The 17370-nt window shown below is 49.2% G+C and carries 14 protein-coding genes and 1 pseudogene; 7 read left to right on the forward strand and 8 right to left on the reverse strand.

All coding sequences use genetic code 11. The annotated features are described in order from the left end of the window. Positions 1-9: 9 nt before the first annotated feature. A complete protein-coding gene (locus DCM90_RS04800; protein ID WP_109250204.1) occupies positions 10-1302 on the reverse strand; it encodes a GntP family permease in 1293 nt (430 codons plus the stop codon). Positions 1303-1527: 225 nt separating this feature from the next. On the opposite strand from DCM90_RS04800, the gene DCM90_RS04805 reads away from it, so the two are divergent. Continuing rightward, positions 1528-2565: a CdaR family transcriptional regulator gene (locus DCM90_RS04805; RefSeq protein ID WP_109250205.1), complete on the forward strand. Its 1038-nt coding sequence runs from the start codon at positions 1528-1530 to the stop codon at positions 2563-2565. A gap of 81 nt (positions 2566-2646) precedes the next feature. On the opposite strand, the gene DCM90_RS04810 is transcribed toward DCM90_RS04805, so the two are convergent. Beyond that, positions 2647-3675 (reverse strand): tRNA dihydrouridine synthase, encoded by a 1029-nt coding sequence (locus tag DCM90_RS04810; protein ID WP_225365968.1) that lies wholly within the window; start codon positions 3673-3675, stop codon positions 2647-2649. A gap of 134 nt (positions 3676-3809) precedes the next feature. Between DCM90_RS04810 and DCM90_RS04815 the strand changes: the two genes are divergently transcribed. Further along, entirely contained in the window at positions 3810-4781 is a 972-nt protein-coding gene (locus DCM90_RS04815; protein WP_109250206.1) for a LacI family DNA-binding transcriptional regulator, read from the forward strand. A 108-nt stretch (positions 4782-4889) separates the two neighbouring features. Here DCM90_RS04815 and DCM90_RS04820 read toward each other — a convergent pair whose 3' ends face one another. The 3 genes and pseudogenes from DCM90_RS04820 to DCM90_RS04830 all read right to left on the reverse strand — a co-directional run bounded on the left by DCM90_RS04820 (position 4890) and on the right by DCM90_RS04830 (position 7991). Beyond that, positions 4890-5705 (reverse strand): DUF6198 family protein, encoded by an 816-nt coding sequence (locus DCM90_RS04820; RefSeq protein WP_225365969.1) that lies wholly within the window; start codon positions 5703-5705, stop codon positions 4890-4892. Between the two features lie 304 nt (positions 5706-6009). Then, a pseudogene (locus DCM90_RS04825) lies at positions 6010-6240 on the reverse strand (aggregation-promoting factor C-terminal-like domain-containing protein); the annotation flags it as partial. 548 nt (positions 6241-6788) lie between these two features. Further along, entirely contained in the window at positions 6789-7991 is a 1203-nt protein-coding gene (locus DCM90_RS04830) for an acetate/propionate family kinase (RefSeq protein WP_109250207.1), read from the reverse strand. A 157-nt stretch (positions 7992-8148) separates the two neighbouring features. On the opposite strand from DCM90_RS04830, the gene DCM90_RS04835 reads away from it, so the two are divergent. Together DCM90_RS04835 and DCM90_RS04840 are read left to right on the forward strand one after the other, a co-directional pair. Further along, positions 8149-8586: a CopY/TcrY family copper transport repressor gene (locus DCM90_RS04835; RefSeq protein ID WP_109250208.1), complete on the forward strand. Its 438-nt coding sequence runs from the start codon at positions 8149-8151 to the stop codon at positions 8584-8586. After that, entirely contained in the window at positions 8583-10679 is a 2097-nt protein-coding gene (locus DCM90_RS04840) for a copper-translocating P-type ATPase (RefSeq protein ID WP_109250209.1), read from the forward strand. The genes DCM90_RS04835 and DCM90_RS04840 overlap by 4 nt, the downstream gene beginning before the upstream one ends. A gap of 265 nt (positions 10680-10944) precedes the next feature. Here the strand turns inward: DCM90_RS04840 and DCM90_RS04845 are convergent, their stop codons facing one another. Beyond that, on the reverse strand, positions 10945-11127 hold the full coding sequence (locus DCM90_RS04845; RefSeq protein WP_109250210.1) for a hypothetical protein: 183 nt from the start codon (positions 11125-11127) through the stop codon (positions 10945-10947). A gap of 115 nt (positions 11128-11242) precedes the next feature. On the opposite strand from DCM90_RS04845, the gene DCM90_RS04850 reads away from it, so the two are divergent. Both DCM90_RS04850 and DCM90_RS04855 read left to right on the forward strand, forming a co-directional pair. Next, positions 11243-12748: a catalase gene (locus DCM90_RS04850; protein WP_109250211.1), complete on the forward strand. Its 1506-nt coding sequence runs from the start codon at positions 11243-11245 to the stop codon at positions 12746-12748. 108 nt (positions 12749-12856) lie between these two features. After that, positions 12857-13864: an NADP-dependent oxidoreductase gene (locus DCM90_RS04855; RefSeq protein ID WP_109250212.1), complete on the forward strand. Its 1008-nt coding sequence runs from the start codon at positions 12857-12859 to the stop codon at positions 13862-13864. Here DCM90_RS04855 and DCM90_RS04860 read toward each other — a convergent pair. After that, on the reverse strand, positions 13861-14736 hold the full coding sequence (locus tag DCM90_RS04860) for a LysR family transcriptional regulator (protein ID WP_109250213.1): 876 nt from the start codon (positions 14734-14736) through the stop codon (positions 13861-13863). The genes DCM90_RS04855 and DCM90_RS04860 overlap by 4 nt on opposite strands. Before the next feature lie 112 nt (positions 14737-14848). Between DCM90_RS04860 and DCM90_RS04865 the strand changes: the two genes are divergently transcribed. Further along, complete coding sequence (locus DCM90_RS04865) at positions 14849-16471, forward strand: malolactic enzyme (protein WP_191981029.1); 1623 nt, start codon at positions 14849-14851, stop codon at positions 16469-16471. 103 nt (positions 16472-16574) lie between these two features. On the opposite strand, the gene DCM90_RS04870 is transcribed toward DCM90_RS04865, so the two are convergent. Next, the gene (locus DCM90_RS04870; protein WP_109250539.1) at positions 16575-17330 is read right to left on the reverse strand and encodes a DNA/RNA non-specific endonuclease; all 756 of its coding nucleotides are present in this window, start codon (positions 17328-17330) and stop codon (positions 16575-16577) included. Positions 17331-17370: the final 40 nt, after the last annotated feature.

Genomic DNA, 17370 nt, shown 5'->3' on the forward strand with positions numbered 1-17370 from the left:
CAGTCCCTCCTACTTAAAAATAAACCCAAACATAATGGTCCCAACGATGGTCATGGTCAGTCCCACGGCTGCTTCATACGGAATGGTTGCCATCCGTTGCTTAAAACTCATATTCATTGCGGCACCGGTAGCATGGAAGTAGTTTCCGTGCGGCAACTCATCAATAACGGTTGCTCCCGTATGAATCATCACAGCTGCCCCAATTGGCGCCACCCCAAAGGCCAAGATCGACTTTGAGAATGACCCGGTCGCTAGAATAACCCCCGTTGAAGTTGAAGCCGTTGCCCCAGCCATTAAAATTCCGGCAATTGGGGCTAAAAAGACTCCTGAAATTCCAGAATGCTGCACCAGTTTAACCACTTCAGCCGGCAACGTCGAAGAGGTAATCAATCCTCCGATTGCTCCGGCCCCGATTAGAATCAGCACAACATCCGTCATTCGTTCCATCCCTGAGGAAGCGTACGCCATGAGGTCCCGGCCCTTTCCCATCGCTAAGGCGCCAATAACCCCGGCCAGTGGCAAAATATACATCGCGTCCACTTGGAACTTCGTTAACAGAGCAATATGAAGTAAACTGCCGATTGGATTAATTAAGAGTAAAACAATGGCAACAATGGGAGCCACTAACGCGGACTTTAACGAGGGTAAGTTAGTTAGTTCCGGGGTTTCAATCGCCTCTAAATCCCTCCGACTAGCAATCTCACCCCGATGCTTTAACAGGGTCGCTAAAATAACGGTCGCTGCCAGCCCAAAGAGTGCCGGAATAAAATCCGCAATCATCAGCTGACTTAACTCCAGGTTGAACCCCCGGGCCGCCGCAATGGTATTCGGATTCGGGGAAATAATGTTCCCCGCTTTTCCCCCACCGGATAGAGCAACTAGCAGCGCCACCTTTGACAAGTGCATCCGTTCCCCAACTTCTAACGCAATCGGCGCTAAAATAATGACGGTTACGGCAATAAAAACACCAACTTGAGTAATAATCATCGCTGAGAGCGCCAGGGAAAATAGGGCTAACCGTTCCCCTAGCGAATCCACAATTGCCCGGGCAATCGTATTGGCGGCCCCGGATTCCATCATTACCCCGGCTAAAACTCCCGCCGCTAAGACCCGGACAACCGTACCCATGACACTTTGCGTTCCAGTCACCACAATTTCCACCGTTTGACTTAAGCTAGCGCCCCCGATGAGCGCTCCGATCACTGCTCCCAGCATTAAAGCATACACCGGGTTTAACTTATATAAAATCAAAATAATTGCGAGGGCCAAACCGACTAAGGCCCCGATCCAACTAACAGTCATTCCGTAAGCTCCTTTTAGTGAAAAAATCACATATCATATCAAAAACTTATTGCACGATTTATTTTACAGCAAGTTATTAACGATCTGATTTGGTCAATCGGTGAAAATAATCCGTTGATTCCACCGCTTTCTATCTGTTAAAATGCAGGTAATTCCCAAGGAAACAAGACTAGCGTTGTTGGTCAATTGACTAACGAATCATTTGACGAAAGGAAAATTAGGGCTATGAAAATATCGTCCACTCTTGCACAATCAATTGTTGATCACATGATGAAACAGATCCCTTACAATATTAATATGATGAATGAAAGCGGCGATATCATTGCCAGTGGCGATGCGGCGCGAATCGGCTGCCACCACGTCGGCGCAGAAATGGCCATCCAGCAGCGGCAAACCTTAGCGATGGACTATGACTACGGTGATCACGGTCAGCCCGGGGTGAATATGCCCATTTGGTTTGAAGATCAAATTATCGGGGTCATTGGGATTACGGGCCAACCGCAAACCGTCCAACCCTTCGCCCGGTTATTAGTGACCGCAACCGTTCTTTTACTGCAGCAGCACCAGCAAAACGCTAGGTCAGCGGCGCGGGAATCCCAGCTCACCCGTTTTATTAGCCAGTGGCTGCAATCTCAAGCGCCCCTCCGGGAGTCATCCCTCGTTATGGCTGCTAGAGAACTGCACGTGGATCTAACCCTTCCCCGTCAGGTTCTATGCTTGATTGGGCCCAACTCCAATGCCTTTCGGACGGATGCCTTAGACTATTCCCTGCAAACCAACGATCAAATGCGATTGATCATCACCAATCAACCGAAGACCCTTAACCGGGCCCTCCAGTTTGCCGAACGATCCCATTGTGAACTTGGGATTGGCACCCCGACCACTTGGTTGCAGCAAAGCACCGCTGAAGCTCGACGAACTATTACCCTCCAACGGTTACTCAAGCAGCCCCAGCTCCAAACCTATGAAGAAGCCCGGTTGACGGATGAGCTCCTGCGCCACCGGCTAAAACTTCCCAGAATGGCACAGCACTATCGCGATCTGAAGGAAGCCTCTGACGTTGATTTCATGACGACCTTTATGGCCTACTTCCAAAATAACGGTCACGCCGGTCAAACAGCCACGCAGCTACATATTCACCGAAATACCCTAACCTATCGTTTTAACCAGGCCAAGGACTTAACCGGACTGGACTTTCGCCGATTCACAAACTTATTTCAGTTCGCCCTCCTTTGGTTGTACGACCAGGATGAAGCCACGTAAAAAGCACCCGTCAAATTCGTTTAAAACCTGAATTTGACGGGTGCGTTTTAATTTGAATCATTAAAAGTCATTCGTTACTTCTTACGACTTCATTAATTCACCACTTTGAACGGCCGCTTGAATATGCGGATTTTCGTCTAAAACCCGGCGGACATCATCCGTGGACGTCGTATCCATTAACTCCGTTCGGGCTTCGTTGGACCCGGCGAAGTCCTTGATGTAAATCTTAAAGAACCGTTTGAGGTAGGCAAACCGGGGGTTGTCATACCGTTTAGAAAACTTATCGAAGTTCGCCAGCTGGAGCCGAAGCAACTCGACCAGTTCCCCAATCGTATGGGACTTCGGTTCCGTTTCAAAGCAGAAGGGGTTATGGAAGATCCCGCGGCCAATCATGACCCCGTCTAAGCCGGGATGATCTAACGCTAGCTGAACGGCTTCGGTCCGGTTTTCAACGTCCCCGTTAATACCAATCAGGGTATCCGGAGCAATCGCATCCCGCATTTGAATCAGTTCGTCAATCACCTCGTAGTGGGCCGGGACCTTGCTCATTTCCTTACGGGTCCGGACGTGCACCATTAAGGTCTGAACATCCTGCCTTAATAGGAAGGGGATCCACTCCCTAAATTCATCTAAGTCGCTGTAGCCTAACCGGGTCTTAACGCTAACGGGCAAGCCCGCTTTCTTGGCACCGGCAATAACCGCGGCGGCATCATCTGGGTGACGAATCATGTCGCTGCCCCCGTGGTTCTTAATAACGGTTGGCGCGGGACACCCCATGTTGATGTTAATGGCTTCATAACCCATCTCACGAACGGCCACGGATGCCGTTTCGTAATCCTTCCCGTCGTTCCCCCAGAGTTGGATAACCGGAAACTTTGGTTCTGAATCCGGAACGTATAACCGCCCCTGTGCCGCAAACTTCGCTTTCGGGTGGGTAATACTCTTAGCGTGGGTAAATTCCGTGTAAAACAAGTCAGGGGCTCCCGCTTGTTCCACAACCCCACGAAAGACAGCGTTAGTGACGGCTTCCATCGGTGCCAAGCTCAAAATCGGCTGGCCCTTTTGCTGGGCAGCAGCCTGAACGTCTTGCCAGTATTGTGATAAGGTCACGTTAAAAATCTCCTTACATATCGTAATCGAATGCTCCCATTTTATCACGATTTTTCGTCGAACGCGCGTTTTCTGCCAAAGTTCCCCTGCAAAACACGGTATAATGGGAGTCAGAAAAGAAGGGAGCGTTCGTTATGGCAGACAAGTTAACGATGAAGGATTTAGCGCAACGGGCTGGGGTCTCCGAAGCTACCGTTTCCCGGGCCCTTGCCGATAGTCCCCGGGTTAAGCTGGCAACCAGAACTCGGATTCAGAGGTTAGCCCAGGAGCTCGGTTACTCTCCAAATCAGCTAGCTCGAAGTATCCGAGTCCAGCGAACCCAAACCATTGGCATGATTATTCCCAATATTCTAAATCCATTCTTTACTTCCTTGATTCGTGCCATCGAGGATGCAGCCAAAGCCCAACACTACGACGTGGTCATCGTTAACACAGATGAGCAGCCTGATGCGGAGCGGGATGCTATTCAGCTGCTCCAGGGCAAACGGGTGGACGGCCTGCTTATCGCAAGTACGGATCCTAACCAGGATTACGACCGCCTCTTAGGAGCCACCCCCACCGTCTTTGTTGATCGCGCACCCAACGGTCCCATTACCTACGACCGGCTGTTAGTCGATAACGTAGCCGGGACCCAGCGGGTAATCGCCAATCTCATTACGCGGGGTGCCCGACGCATCGGCATCATCAATAGTTCCGCATCAGCTACCGCAACGGAGCGACTCCAGGGATACCGGCAGGCCCTGCTAAATCACGGGCTGCCCGTTGATCCGGATATCATTGTTAGTGCTCGGAAAGATAACGGTAACGTACAGCAAATGACCCGACAATTACTACAAAATCAGAAGTGTGACGCCCTATTTGCGGCGGATAACACCATTCTATTGGAAGTTTTACATAAGCTGCCCGAGCTGACCCTGTCCACTTACTTCATCAGCGGATTCGATGATAATGACTGGTTAAACTTTGTCAGCCCCGCCATTACAACTGCTAAACAACCTATTCAAGAAATTGGGGTGGCAGCCCTTAACCGACTGTTAGCCCGAATCGCCAATCACCACCTATTACCAACCGAAAAACGGTTTCAGCCGGGACTCGTTGTCCGGTAACCAAAAGAAGCGGCCACTCATCATCCTAGTGAGTGACCGCATCTTTTATTGCTAACCGACTGGTTCCAGATCCCATCTTTATTGAACCCCAAGAGTGAACTCCGTTGGTTATGATTTTTCACCAACGTCTAATGCCTGATGCTTCAACCAAGGAAAAACGTGTTGATCACCCCAGCCCGTGATGGCGCCCTGGGCCAGAAAAGCGAAGACCGTGCCCACCCCAAACGTGGTGAACGTATGGGTAATTAGAATCGCAACAATGGCCAGAATGGTCGGTGGAATGTATGACGCCAACATAGCCCAAACGGCGTTTCCCTTAAAATACTTAAACCGAAGAATCTGCATGAGGTCATCGGCGGGATGCAGCACTAAGTTAACCCGCTGGTAAATGGAAATCGCAATCGCAATCAGTGCCACCCCAAGGAAGTTAAGGCCGACGTAGAGGGTGACCATCACCGCTCCGTGAGCTTCCGGAAAACCACTAAATAATTGGGGATAGTTACCCATGAAAAAATCCTGAAAAATTTGAATTAACGCAGAGAATGGCACCATAAAGCAGAGGTTTCCCAGTGCCCGCCGCCAGCTCCAGTGTCCCACTAAAATCGCATTTAAGACGGTCGTTCCCATTCCGATAATCAGAAAGGTCCAGAATAGGTTCCAGCCAACGGCGACCCCAAAATTATTTTCCGCCGCCGTCCAGTAGGCCGCCCCTAAAAACGGTGGGTGAATCTTAGCGCTGGTCACCAGTGTCAGGACGTTACCAGCCGAATTAATCACTAGTGATAAGACGAAAAACGTAAGGGAGGTTCCCACCGAAATATTTCTTTGCCCGACTCCCGGATTGGTTTCTACTGACTCAACCTTATGCGTCACGAACTTATCTTGATCCGCTTCCATCTTAAACTCCACCTTTTCTAAAATCATGTTTTTAATTTCACAATTATCATTTCCGGTTTTAGTATAGTGGTTGCTGAAAGCGGATACTACCATAAAAAATGGCCGTCTTTTTCGTTAAATCTCCTCAATCATTGGCTCCTTCACAATGTAATCGATTGTATCATTTTTTGAATATTTGTGATCTTAATCACTGTTAGGTTAGACACAGGCCAATTCCGAAATCAAAAACGGCGACCTACCTAGCCGAACAAGAGTGCTCAACTAGGAGGGTCACCGTTTTTGGTGGAAAAATATTTCATATTTGAGTTAGATTAAAGGATAGGCGTTTATTTTAATACCAGTGATGGGATTGCCAAAATGACTTAGCCCGCCGCCACGAACCGTAACGGGATGTGACGTACTTCTGGGCCATCTTTTCCTGGTTTTCAGGGGATAAATTACCGTGTAGGTAACCAAGGTTCAGTTGGTACTTACCGTAACACACACCATTGCGGGCTGTGTATGAACCGCCCGATTCACGCGCAACGATCCAACTGCGGGCGCTCGCCTCAGCGGCTGATAAATTTGGAACGATGCTCTTCTTTTTGAGGTAACCGTGCCAAATCCAACCTGAAACATCTCCGTGACCATTCGTGACGTAGTAGTACGTGTACCGAACACCATTCGGCTTAGTAACCGTAGCACGCCGAGTCACATTCCAAGTTGTATTCGGATAATTTCTTAACCGGTGCGTTAACCTGCTAAACTTAAACTTTCCCGTGGTACTAGTAAAGTTATAGGTATTTCCAGCCCATGAATTACGCACGTACGGCGTCTTAGCCACCCATTTAACGTTAGAAATATGGCTGTATGCCTGAGCCTCGGCCCGTTGGTTAGCCCCGCCGAATAAAAAGAAAACCCCCGCGGCAACAACTAAGATCGATAACAATCGTTTCCCTGCATCACTCAAAATTAAAACCCCTACCTTTTTCTTTAATCTTTTTTAATTTTATCTATCTAATTTCATCATACACACCTTAAAAGTCAAAATTGAGTCAGAAAGATTACAACTGTTTAACAAAAATATTCACAATGTCCATTTTTCGAGCGATTCCAGTCGTCTCCACCGTTCTATTTTTGATTGGTCATTAACCGCATGGTATCACGGGCAATCATTAATTCCTCATTGGTGGGAACGACCATCGTGGTCACCTTGGCGTCGGCGGGACTAATAATTTGTTCCTTCCCCCGGACCTGATTCAAACTATCGGCCACTTTGACCCCTAAAAACGCCAGTTGATTAGCAATCGTTTGTCGCATAGCGGGACTATTTTCTCCCACTCCGGCAGTAAAGACTAAGGTGTCTAAGCCGCCTAACTCAGCCATGTACGCTCCGACATAGCGCACAATGCGGTTCGCATACATTTCCAACGCTAGGTTAGACTGGGGACGTTCGGCCGCCGTATTTTCAAGATCCCGCTGATCAGAGGAATAGCCTGAAACCCCTAATAAGCCAGATTTTTCATTTAAAATGGTCACCACGTCCGCATAGCTCATCTGCATCTTTTGCCCCAGAAAGGCAACCAGTGACGGGTCAATATTACCGCTCCGGGTCCCCATGAGCAAACCGTCTAACGGTGTAAATCCCATGGAAGTGTCAAGGGCCCGACCGTCTTTAAACGCGGTAGCAGATGAGCCCGATCCTAAATGCAGCGTAATCATCTTTTGATCCTTCAGGGGGCGATTTAGAATTTCCGCTGCCCGGTGAGAAACGTAACGGTGACTAGTTCCGTGGGCGCCATACTTACGGGCACCATAGTCTTCGTAATAGTCATACGGAAGTGGATAAAGGTAGTTCGTTGCTGGCAACTCCGTAAATAAGGAGGTATCAAATACGGCGACCTGAGTCGCGTTGGGGAGAATCTTTTGAAAGTCCTCAATGTATTCAATTTGAACGGGGTTATGTAAGGGGGCAAACTTCGCTAACTCCTTAATCTGATTTAAGGTCGTTGGCGTAATAACGGCCGCATCCTTAAAGATTTCACCCCCGGCAACGACCCGATTCCCAATGCCCTCAATCTCACTAATATGATCAAGCACCCCTTCGCTTTTGAGGCTGGTTAAAATGGTCGAGACGGCTTCCTGGTAGGTCATATTGTCCTGAGTTTCAGTGTAGGGCCGATCCGGTTGATCCGGAACGGTTAGCTTGAACTGTGACTGGGGCATGTTGACCCGCTCCACTTCGCCCTCCGCAATGACGGTTTCGGCTGGCATCTCATAAAGTTTAAACTTTAATGACGAACTGCCGGCATTAATCGATAGAATCTTAGTCATGGTGAATCCCCTTCCTAGTAGCGTCGTATGAACTAATTTTACGGGTTTTAGAATCCGCTTTCAAGTAAAGGAGCTTCAAAAAAGTTGACATTTAAAATCTACAAATGTAAACTTAACCCAGTAAATAGATCTACAAATGTAGATTGGAGGAACGAAAATGACCGAAACTGAAATGACCATTACCCCCGCTGAGTGGGAAGTTATGCGGATTGTTTGGACGCTCGACCAAACGACCAGTACCGAATTAATCGACGCCCTCGCTGAAAAAATGGGTTGGTCAGCTTCAACAACTAAAACGTTAATCAGCCGGCTCGTGAAGAAGAACGCCCTTTCGGCCACTCGGAACGGCCGAAGCTACCAGTACGCGGCTAACATTGTGGAACAAGACACCATTGATTCGCAGGCCGCCACCCTGTTTGACGAAACCTGCGCCATGCACCACGGACAAATGCTGCTGGATAACTTCGATCGAATTCAACTGAGTCAAGGCGATATTGATCAGCTCGTGACAAAATTAACCGAACGCCAAAAAACGGCTCCGGTCGAGGTTGACTGTAACTGTATGCCAAATATGAAGGGAAGTTGTGACGAATGAAAAATGATGACCATCAGATGGATCACATGAATCACATGGACCATCAAATGACTATGTCGGGTCACGATCACATGTCAATGGACATGGGGAATATGTCGGGCATGGGCGGAATGGATCACATGATGGAGGACATGAAGAAAAAGTTTTGGATTGCGGTCATTTTAACCGTGCCAATGATTATCATGTCGCCCATGATGGGAATGACCTTCGGCTGGCAAATTACGTTTCCCGGGTCCGACTGGATTGTTGCACTCTTGGGTACCATCCTCTACTTTTACTGTGGCCAGCCCTTCTTTGCCGGAGCCAAGGGAGAGTTAAAACAGCACAAGCCAGCCATGATGACCTTAATTACCATGGGTATCACGGTCGCTTATATTTACAGTGTTTACGGGGTAATTGCTAATAATATTTTCCACGTTCACCCAATGGTTACCACGTTTTTCTGGGAATTAGCCACCCTAATCGTCATTATGCTGGCGGGGCACGTGATTGAAATGAAGACCCTGTCTAACGCCGGATCAGCCGTGGACGCCCTCGCAAAACTGCTGCCCCAGAAGGCTCACGTGGTGGGCGCCGATGGTAAAATTCAAGATGTCGCTTTAGGTGATCTGACAAACGGAGAAACCGTTCAGATCCGGGCCGGTGAAAAAATTCCCGCTGATGCGACCGTAACGAGTGGAACGACATCGGTTAATGAATCGTTGGTTACGGGTGAAGCGAAGGCAGTCGAAAAGAAACCCGGCGATGATATTATCGGAGGATCAGTGAACGGCGACGGGACCATCGAAGCAAAAGTTACGGCCACTGGTGATGGGAGTTACCTCTCAAACGTCGTCAAGCTGGTTCAAACCGCCCAAAGCAGCAAGTCCAACACCGAAACCCGGGCCAATAAGGTTGCTGGCTGGTTATTCTACGCCGCCGTTTCTGTTGCTATCATTGCCTTCTTCGTGTGGTTAGCCTTACGGGGTCTCTCAGTCGCACTGCCCATTGCGGTCACTGTGCTCATCATTGCGTGTCCCCACGCTCTAGGACTGGCGGTTCCCCTCGTCTCGGCACGGAGTACCTCTATTGCTGCCACCCATGGTTTACTATATCGGAATAAAAACGCCATTGAACAGTTAAACAAGGTCAAGTACGCTCTAATCGACAAGACCGGAACGCTGACTGAGGGGCACTTCCAAGTCACCGCCGTTAAAAGCCTATCGGACTCGCTAAATGACGACCAGGTTTTAAACCTAATTGCCGACCTGGAAACGGGATCCAGCCATCCCTTAGCCGTTGGTATCTTAACGACCGCTAAAGCCAAGGACCTCAAGATTGTCACCGCAACAGATGTTTCACAACAGTCCGGAATCGGTCAGTTCGGAACCATTAACGGTCAGCAATACGGTATCGTATCCGTGGCTTACCTCCAGCAAAAGGGATTACCGTATAATTCCGACCAGTTCAAGCAGTTAGCTTCTGAAGGTAATACCGTTAGTTTCTTGGTTAGTGGTCAGCAGGTCTTGGGCGTCATTGCCCTGGGTGATCAAATCAAACAGAATTCTAAGGAAATGATTGCCTACATGTTAAACCATAAACTGACTCCCGTTATGCTAACGGGAGATAACCAGGAAACCGCAGCCGCAGTGGCAAACAGACTGGGGATTGCTGAATTCAAAGCCCAGTTAATGCCTGCCGATAAGGAAAAAATTGTGGAAGATTACCAAAAATCCGGCAAAGTTATTTTCATCGGGGACGGTGTCAACGATGCGCCTAGCCTAGCCCAAGCAGATATTGGTATCGCCATCGGTTCAGGTACGGACGTTGCCATTCAATCGGCCGATGTCGTCCTAGTTTCGAGCGATCCCAAAAACGTGATTGACTTTCTTGATTTAGGCAAACGGACCAACGATAAGATGACCGAAAACTTGTGGTGGGCTGCCGGGTACAACATCATTGCGATTCCACTGGCCGCCGGAGTTTTAGCTCCTATTGGCTTCATTCTGCCACCAATGGCTGGGGCCCTCGTGATGTCCTGCTCCACCATTATTGTGGCGTTAAACGCCTTAAGTCTGCACCTTAACCCAAAGGTTGCACGCGAAACAAAATAATTGCTAAGCCAGAGAGAGGCTGTGACATTAGTCGTCTAAGCCTGGCAAAATAGGGATCATCCCGTAATACGAACGCCCTTTGTTCGTGTTTTGGGATGATCCCTATTTTGATTTGGCCTAACCAATGTCACGTAACTACTGGCACGAAGGCATCCGCATTTGGGATGAGGGGCTTCGTGCCAAGTTGCAAATTTGTGTTTTCTGAGCGAAACGGACTTGTGTCACGGTTCCTCTTTAACTGTATTCCCGCTTTTGCATTTTGTCGCTACTTATTAAACTTCCGGTAAATTCCCACAACGGCCACTATAATTCCCAACCCTAAAATCAGCCGGGCCCACATCGGACTAATCCCTAAGCTGCTCGCAAGGTTAGCAAAGGGAGCCACCGCAACAGCTAAACTAGCTAAGATGACAAATAGAAGCCCCAACATGATGATCACTTTGTCCATTTTTTCGTCTCCTTTTTCGGCGTATTTCCAACTAAAATTATAGTCTAAATTGTTGAGCGTTTAGGACTCTAACACTTGGTAAATTTCGTATAATGACCCTGAAGGAGGAGATCACATGACAGACCATCAACAACCTAACAATAGTAATGATAAAAACGACAAACCAAAACAGGGTCAGCCGGACTTAACCACTAATAACGGTGCCCCACAAGCTAATAACGAAAACACCTTAACGGCCGGCCCCCGTGGTCCAGTCGTCATGCAGGACTTTGGCTTTACGGAAAAACTCGCCCACTTTGACCGGGAGCGGATTCCAGAACGGGTGGTTCACGCTAAGGGTGCGGGAGCAAAGGGGTACTTTGAGCTTGACCATGACTTAAGCGCCTATACCTCCGCTGATTTCTTAACCCACCCCGAAAAGAAGACCCCAATGTTGGCCCGGTTCTCAAACGTAGCAGGTGAGTCCGGCCATGCTGATACCTACCGAGATGTGCGGGGATTTGCCCTTCGGTTTTACACGGACGAAGGAAACTTTGATATTGTGGGAAATAATACGCCCGTCTTCTTTATGAACGACCCACTGAAGTTTCCCGACTTCATTCATAGTCAAAAGCGGAACCCGTCCACCCATGAACGTAGTACGGATATGCAATGGGATTACTTCTCACACTCACCCGAGGCAACCCACCAAGTCGTGATTTTAATGTCCGACCGGGGGATTCCCTATTCATACCGGTACATGCACGGTTACGGCAGCCACACCTTTAGCTGGACAAACGCTAAGGGGGAGAACTTTTGGATTAAGTATCACTTCAAGTCAAACCAGGGAATCAAGAACCTGACCGATGAGGAAGCTGACGTCATGGCCGGGAAGGAACCCGATTGGTATATTAAGGATTTGTATGATGCCATAGATCATGGCGACTACCCCTCCTGGAACGTTTACGTTCAAATCATTCCCTATGAAGAAGGTTTGAAGTACAAGGACGACATCTTTGACGTCACCAAGGTCGTTTCCCAACACGACTACCCACTGCAAAAAATCGGTAAATTTACGTTAAACGAAAATCCCGTTGACTACTTTACCGACGTTGAAGAAGCTGCCTTTTCACCCGCCAATATCGTTCCGGGAGTTGGCCTTTCGCCTGATAAACTGTTACAGGGACGTTTGTTTGCCTACACGGATGCTGAACGTTACCGGTTAGGCACCAATTACGATCAAATTCCCGTCAACCGACCTAAAAATACGGTCAAAAACTACGATCGGGACGGTAAGATGCAGGTCACGGATAATGGTGCGGGAGCCGTCAACTACGAACCTAATTCACTGGGCGGACCCGTTCAAAATCCCCGTGGAACTCAGATGACCTACCCCGTTCAAGGTGAGGTCAAAGCTTACCCCCAAAATGATGATTACTTTAGTGCTCCTCGAGCCCTCTACCAGATCCTAACACCAGATAAAAAGGACTGGCTTATCCAGGACATTAAGGATAGCTTAGGCACCGTCAAATCAACCGACACTAAAATCCGGCAAACCAAACTCTTTTACCAAGTGGATCCCGATTTTGGGACCCGGGTTGCCAAGGTACTAGGTCTCTCCATGTCGGATATTACGAACTAAGACCTCTGCTAATTACGTGGGCCACTAAAAAGGGCGACTCTAAGTCGCCCTTTTTGTATCCCTAAATCTCCCCTGTTACAATAGGGCCAACTAAGGGGGTGTTCAAGATTGAAAGCTGCACAGTTAGATCAATATCAAACGAAGTTCATGTTAACCGTTAGGGATGTCGAAAAACCGAAGTTAGCCGACAATGAAGTTCTAATCAAGGTTCGTTACGCCGCCATCAACCCGTTGGATAACTTAATTGGGACCGGCGCCGTTCGAACCCTCCAGGGGGCTACCCCACCCTTCACCATGGGGAGCGAACTTTCGGGCACCATTGAAGCCGTAAGTTCTGGGATCAATGCATTTCGTCCCGGAGATCAGGTTTACGCTCGGTTACCGCTTCCCCGAATTGGTTCGTTTGCCGAATACGTTGCCGTTGATCAGGACGTGATTGATAAGGTTCCAGAAGAGTTCAGCATGCGAACCGCAAGTGCAATGCCACAGGTTGGACTGCTTGCCTACCAGGGGTTGACGGACGAACTCGCAATGCAGGCCGGGCAAACCCTATTTTTATCTGATGCAACAGATAACTTAGCTGCGGTTGTCATTCCCATGGCGTCTGCCATGGGCGTTACCGTCATTACGGTTGGGACGGGCGAGACAAAACAGCACGCCCTGAATTTGGGAGCTAAACAGGTTATCGATCCCGGGTCCACAAATTTCTGGGAGGTCCTATCAAACATCGACGCCGTTATGGAATCAACCGGCAGTGACCAAGTAGCCCATGAAATGGAGATCCTTAAGCGTGGCGGAACCCTGTTAAGCATTGTGGCTGGCCCCGATGCCCTATTGGCCGCTAACCATGACCTCTCATTTTGGCAACGCGTCACTCAATCAGTTAGGGGCCGGGAAATGGATTATAAGGCCAAAAAACTAGGAATTAACTACCGGTTTATCTTTACCAGCGCGGACGGTTATGAACTTAGTAAGATTAGTGCCATGGTGAAATCGCATACGATGACGCCTCGGGTTGACCCCACCTCGTTTTCACTCGATCGAATCAACGACGCCTTAAACTATGCTCGGGGCGGCCTATGCCAGGGCTCTGTCATTATCAAGGTGGCTCCTTAGCGCAGTTGCTGAGTTAAATCGATGAAGGCCTGCTGGTCCCCGGTTAATCGATAGTGCCGGCGGTATGCCAGTGAGATTGCAAACTGAGGAACGTCCCGATCCGTTAAGGATAGCGAGACTAAGTTATCGGACGGACTGACCGCCGCTTCAGTTAACAGACTAATCCCAATGTCGGCTTTAATCATCTGCTTTAAGATGGATAGGTCACTCGTCTGCTGAATCACCGTTGGGTTCGTCTCGGATACGGCACATAACATTTCGAAGACCTCCCGGTGAACAAACTCCGAATTAAACATGACAAATGCCTGATCCTGGAGCTCAAAAAAGGCGACTGACTTTTGGTCGGCTAACGGATTTTCGGGACCCACCACGATGTTGAACGGCTTTTTAACGATGGGGAGGGTCACTAATTGGGGATCCACTAAGGGCTCCGCTGAACCTAATAACGCTATGTCGATGTCGCCCGCCTTTAACTGGGCTAAAACCTCTTGCGAGCCTGCCTCCACCAGATCTAACTGGGATAGAAGGTGGGCTTTTTTGAGTGGCTGAGTTAAGGCCGAAAAATAAGCGTTCCCGATAATCGGGGGCAACCCCAATCGGATCTTTTCCGTCTGTAAATCATCGAGATCCTTTTGAGCCAGCCGTTCCTCCCGAATGATTCGGAGGGCATGATCATTCAGCCGCATCCCCGCTTCGGTTACCGTTACGGCTTTTCCCCGGGAACGGTCAATCAATTTGATGCCATAGTCAGCTTCCAACCGTTGCAGAGCGTAAGAAATGGTGGGCTGCGTCACGTGAAAGTAAGCGGCGGTATCCCGAAAATTCCGCAGGGTCACTAGCTTAGTGAAGTATTGGTAGTCTGTTGTATTCATCTATCATGTCGCCTCCTGATAAAACTATTTTATCAAAATTAGGGTATTTGACTATATTTTTTTAACACTCCTATACTGTGGGCAGTAACCAACCACGGAAAGGATCTTAATGATGAACCCCACTGCCTTACTTGCCAATCCCTTTTTAAATAAGGGCACCGCATTTTCCATTCAAGAACGGTCAAAGTATCACCTAACGGGGTTGATTCCCCCACAGGTTGAAACAATCGCCGCCCAAGCCGCCCGGGCCTACCATGAGTTTTTGCGGGAGCCCCGGGGACTAAATCAACGCGAATTTCTCATGCGCCTGTTTAATACAAACCGGACCCTCTTCTTCTACCTCTTCGGTCAGCACATTGCTGAAATGATGCCGGTGGTTTATGATCCCGTCATCGCGGACGCCATTGAACACTACAGCGACATTTATATGAAACCCCAGGGTGCCGCATTTCTCTCGATTGACCACCCCGAAAACATCCGCCAAACGCTGCAAGAAGCCGCTAGTGGACGGGATATTCACCTCATTGTGGTGACCGATGCTGAAGCAATCCTAGGGATCGGGGACTGGGGCGTGAACGGTGTGGAAATTGCCATCGGTAAACTCATGGTCTATACGGCTGCCGCCGGGATTAACCCCGAACAGGTTCTGCCCGTCATTTTAGACACGGGGACGGAAAACAACGCCCTCTTGAAGGATCCCCGTTACCTCGGCAACCGGCACCACCGGATTCGAGGGGCCCGATACGATCAATTTATCGACCAGTTTGTCACGACCGCTGAACCCCTGTTCAACAACCTTTACCTGCACTGGGAAGACTTTGGCCGTGGGACGGCCGCTGCTATCTTGGCCCGGTACCAGGACCAGATTTTAACCTTCAATGACGACATTCAGGGCACGGGAATTATTACCCTCGCCGGAATTTTAGGCGCCCTCAAAATATCCGGTGAAAAACTGACCGACCAAACCTACCTTTGCTTTGGTGCGGGATCGGCGGGCGCTGGTATTACCGACCGCATCTATCAAGAAATGCGGCAGCAGGGGCTCTCAGAGGCCACTGCCAGGGCGCACTTCTACCTGGTTGATCGGCAGGGACTGTTATTCAATGACGATCCCAACCTCACCCCAGCCCAACGGAAATTTGCCCGGTCCCGATCGGACTTTAGCCACCCAGAAACGCTGACCTCCTTAGCCGCCGTAGTCGCTGCCATTCATCCCACAATTCTGGTCGGTACCTCAACCGTTACCGGTGCCTTCACAGAAAAAATTGTTAGGGAGATGGCGGCTCATACAGCCCGACCCATTATTTTTCCGCTATCCAACCCGACTAAGCTCGCAGAGGCAACGGCGGAGGACCTCATAACCTGGACGGATGGTCGGGCATTAGTGGCAACGGGTGTGCCCGCCGAAGCCGTCACCTATGGAGGCGTTCAGTACCACATCGGTCAGGCAAATAACGCCCTCGTCTATCCCGGGTTAGGACTGGGGGCCATCGCCGTTCACGCTAGCCGGCTTTCAGACCCAATGATTTCCGCGGCTGCCCATTCCCTTAGCGGCATCGTTGATCCCAACCAACCAGGTGCAGCCGTCTTACCCCCCGTTGATCAGCTACAGAGGTTTTCGAACACGATTGCGGTTGCCACGGCAAAAGCAGCGGTGACCGCTGGATTAAATCAAATCCCCGTAAACGATGTCACTCAAACGGTAACTGATACCCAGTGGCACCCAGCGTATTAAACAACGTATCCAGGTATCTACCATTTAAAATAACGTCGGGAACCCAATTGAGCAATACTTGCTCAGTTCAGGTTCCCGACGTTATTTAGTGTTGCAATGAGCTTTAATAGTACGATGACTTCCGGCTGCTAGAGCTGGAAAAGCCGTGAGTTCCCGCAGGCTGCGGTACCTTCATATCATGATCAATCACCGATCGGCCGGTGGCGTAGTCAAACTTAACTCCTGGCTGGACGTTATAGATGAACACGTTGAAGTTGAGTTCTTTATCGGTGGAGAGTGCCTGAAGGTGAACCCCGGTGGCCATTAAATTATCGTTTAAAAAAACGGGTTGGACTTGAAAAATCACCTTTTTATAATGGTACAGGGCGTCCCGAACTTTATCCTCGTAAATGGTTTGCAGGTTTTGATTGGAAAACGCGGTCTGAGTAAACAAATTCTTCGGGTTATTCTGATCCCCAGATCGTTGTCCTGGCTGATATTGACCGTCCTGATCGATTCCCCCCGAAATTGAATAGGCAATCATATGGCCCCGGTTAATAATGGGGGCACCATCCACAAACTTTTGGTGCCAGCCAGTGGGTTGGAAAATTTGGCGGACCCGCAGCGACCCCTTAGCCAGATTTCGGTTTTCCAGGTATGCGGTGTTGGCCGATGCCGTCCGGTTCAATTTATCTAGGTCGTGGTACTCAACCTGATTAGTTTTCCAATCCTCTGGGGCCAGGGTACTCTTATTTCCGTTCACCTTAACAACCGCTTCATGCCCAGATTGGTACGGTCGTTTAGCAATTTGCTCAACCGTATCGGATGACGACCGGTTAGTAGTTGGTGAGTCCGTTACCGAACACCCCGTTAATAACATGACGCTGGCAAATAAGAGCCCCGTCAGCTGCAACAATTTC

Source organism: Levilactobacillus bambusae (assembly GCF_003124125.1).
GTDB classification, from domain to species: Bacteria; Bacillota; Bacilli; order Lactobacillales; family Lactobacillaceae; genus Levilactobacillus; species Levilactobacillus bambusae.